A 992-nucleotide genomic window follows, 5' to 3' on the forward strand; every position below is an offset into this window, starting at 1 on the left:
AATTCTCACTCTCGTTCAGCGCCAGCAGGAAGACGACAGCGTCATCGCCTCGGTMGGGGGCTTTGACCTCGTCTATTCCGGCGAGCGGTTCGGCAGGGACGATGGGTATCGCTACACGACCCTTCTCCAACGCACTGGAGCCGATTACGAAATCGATCTGCCGGTGACCGTGACGCCGCTTGGCGCTACCTCCMGCCTCKAGCACGCGCTCGACGGTTTTGACGAGGAGCAGGAACGCTATCGCCATCGCCTTCATGACGCCCAGCGGCGTCTCGCCTCCTACCGCTCGCGCGAGGGCGGCCTGTTTGCATTTTCCGAAGAACTCGCCGAGCAGCGCCGGCAACTACGAGACGTCGATCAGGCATTGGCAGCCGTGGCACGCGAGGAGGGTTTGGCCCACTCGGAAGCGGCCTGAGGTCTGACGCCATTTGCCTGACCTCCATCCGCGGATTTTGGAAGCGCTGCAGCATTCACATAGCTGCAGTGCACAAAAAGTGTTTTCMAAGTGGTCAAAATTCGAGCATAGTGCACACAGCTGATGCACATGGCGGCTTTCCTCCCAGTTCCGCCGCAGCAGCTGTTCCCCTCTGGAGGTTTATTGACCTTCACACTTCATGGGCCGCGGTTTCCGCTGGCCCATTTTTTATCTCCCATCTATCCCGATCGACATCCAGTCGCTTGCAAGCCGATGCGTTTTTGCAGGCCGGMGGCGTCAGCCGCCGAAATGAGAAGCAGGCAAGGGAGAAAAGGAGGAAGAGGGAGATGAACCGGTCGCAGAGCAGTCGGCTGGTCGCCGCTTCCGCTCAACCGCCGCCTCCGCATCCCGGCCACTCGCCCTTCGCAGGGCTGTCAGCCCCGCTCGTCCTTCGCGGCAGCAATGCTCGGCCGCAGTTGCACCCGGCCGCCTGCTCCGCGGTCCGGGAAGTGTCTTMGAAAAGAATGAAGACGCGAGAAGGGCAGGCAAAGGGCCGTGTCCAATCCCCGAGAAGGAG

General features: G+C 61.3%; 1 pseudogene. It reads left to right on the forward strand.

Annotation, left to right across the window (positions count from 1 at the left end):
• A pseudogene (locus QD357_RS32510) lies at positions 1-415 on the forward strand (hypothetical protein); the annotation flags it as partial.
• Between the last annotated feature and the right edge of the window lie 577 nt (positions 416-992).

The organism is Rhizobium sp. BR 317 (assembly GCF_047445835.1).
In the GTDB taxonomy this organism is placed as follows: Bacteria; Pseudomonadota; Alphaproteobacteria; order Rhizobiales; family Rhizobiaceae; genus Rhizobium; species Rhizobium paranaense.